Source organism: uncultured Cyclobacterium sp. (assembly GCF_963976465.1).
GTDB lineage: Bacteria > Bacteroidota > Bacteroidia > Cytophagales > Cyclobacteriaceae > Cyclobacterium.
The window spans coordinates 1-2,169 of record NZ_CAXBOC010000680.1; the positions used below are offsets into that span (position 1 = coordinate 1).

2 protein-coding genes and 1 tRNA gene are annotated in these 2,169 nt (G+C 39.1%); 1 reads left to right on the forward strand and 2 read right to left on the reverse strand.

What is annotated here, in order from left to right; all coding sequences use genetic code 11:
• The first annotated feature begins 349 nt into the window (after window positions 1-349).
• Window positions 350-423: transfer RNA gene (locus tag AAC037_RS23785), tRNA-Pro, on the forward strand.
• A gap of 446 nt (window positions 424-869) precedes the next feature.
• Here the strand turns inward: AAC037_RS23785 and AAC037_RS23790 are convergent.
• Together AAC037_RS23790 and AAC037_RS23795 are read right to left on the reverse strand one after the other, a co-directional pair.
• Entirely contained in the window at window positions 870-1,727 is an 858-nt protein-coding gene (locus AAC037_RS23790) for a phosphoenolpyruvate hydrolase family protein (protein WP_339906134.1), read from the reverse strand.
• A 41-nt stretch (window positions 1,728-1,768) separates the two neighbouring features.
• On the reverse strand, window positions 1,769-2,169 hold a 401-nt coding region (locus tag AAC037_RS23795), incomplete at its 5' end, for a Tm-1-like ATP-binding domain-containing protein (protein ID WP_339906136.1).

Here is a 2,169-nt window from a genome sequence, read left to right on the forward strand (position 1 = left end):
CAAGGACCCTCTGATTAACAGTCAGATGCTCTAACCAACTGAGCTAAGGAGGAATTTGCTTTTCTTTTTAGGCCTTTGCCTTAATTGAGATGCAAACATAACAGGTAAGTTATTTTTTTCCAAATATGAGATGATGGTTTTTATAATTTATTTTTCAACAAAATAAATTCTCATTCAGAATCAACCACTTATAGAAATAAAAAAATTCATCATTCACCCTACTTTTTCTTGTCTATCTTTAAATCTAATTCTAAAAGTTATTTTTGAATCGAATCTCTTTTAATTAATTGAAAATAGATTAAATTTGCCTTTCCTTTTAAAGCAATAAAAGGATTCTTAAGAGTAATCTCGGGGTGTGGCGCAGCTCGGTAGCGTGCTTGCATGGGGTGCAAGAGGTCGCAGGTTCAAATCCTGTCACCCCGACGAGAAGCCAGGCTGGGATAACCCGGCCTGGCATTTTTTATGAACTATTTCGTTTACTTATTGATCTACACTTTGTTATTTTCCAACAGGACTATATAGTCATAACTTTAATATTGCATGATACGGTCTGAATGGTTTACCATAACATACTGAGGAATATCTTTCAATAACCCTCTTTCCAAAGCTTTAAGGCAAGGTCGCCCTTTACCCTCCAGCCATTAATTTTTTTAATAACAGGCATCTGTGATCAGGAGACGATGGTCCATACTGTTGTGCTGCACATAGTTGAAAGATACCAAAAGCCGATTAGGTTGAACCAACCAAGCTATTCAGGAGGTTTTGGAATATTTTCCCTCCGAAATGGCTTTTGGAAGTAATAACTTTCATAAAAATAAATTAAGGGCAGATCAAAAATATCCGCCCTTATAATTGTTGAAATTTATAACTTAAAGTTTGAGGGATTTGAAGTCTTGAGTCAATGCTGTTAATGAAGATTCTACAGCCATTCGCTCTAAAGAAGAGGCACCTACAAATCCGTGAGCATCTGTGTTGGCGAGTATTACCTTCACATCATCCGGAGTATTTATAGGTCCACCATGAGCTAAGAATAGGATATCCTTATTGATCTTTCGGCCTGCTTCAATGATCTCTTGGGTCCGTTTGATAGCGAAGTCCATATCAACAGTTGCTCCTACTACTCCAATTGATCCTCCTACTGTAGTTCCTACATGAGCAATAATAGCATCCGCTCCCACCTCTGCCATTTGAACGGCCTCTTCTGGAGTGGCCACATAAACACATGAGAACAGGTCCATTTCAGAGGCTATACGAACCATTTCCACTTCCTTATAAAACCCCATTCCGGTCTCTTCGAGGATATCCCTAAAATTACCATCCACAATAGAATGGGTTGGGAAATTGTTGACTCCTGAAAACCCCATTGCTTTTACTTGTTGAAGAAAATGCCACATACGTCTTCGAGGATCCGATCCGTGAACGCCGCAAAATACCGGAATTTCTTCAACTACCGGCAAGACTTCAAACTCACCAATTTCCATGGCTACTGCATTCGCATCACCATAAGCCATAAGGCCAGCTGTGGAGCCATGGCCAGCCATTCTAAATCGTCCGGAATTATATACAATCAGAAAATCGGCACCACCCTTTTCTATGAATTTTGCACTAATTCCTGTTCCAGCCCCTGCACCAATAATGGCTTTCTTTTGAGCCAAAGTTTTTTGCAATCGTTGTCTGACTTCCTCGCGGGTGTATGGGTTCCCTTTACCTGTCCATTTGTTCGGCATTTTATATTTTTTTTGGTTCTAATTCGATTAAATATCAAGTACTATTTCATTAATTTCAATAATCGGTCTACCAAGGCTCTAGCAAAGGCTTCATCATTGATATGAGCGTCCATTTCTATTACATGAATTTCATTTTTAGCAGTCAACTTTATTGATTCAAAGAGTGCACTATTTGCTTCTGGATCATAAAAAACCCCACCTTCATTATCTATTTGTGAGATACCTTTCAATGGGACTATAATTTCCCTAGGCCCGGTAGTGTTCTTCAATTTCTCTACTAGTTGTTTCCCCAAAACCTTATTTTCTGATATATTGGTTCGCATGAGTGTTACATCCGGGGCCCAACTGTAAAGTTTCCTTGTTTGATATTCTTGAGGAACCGTGTCTATTTGGGCAAAATTGACCATATCCAAGCAGCCGGGAACTACTAGTTGAGGAATTC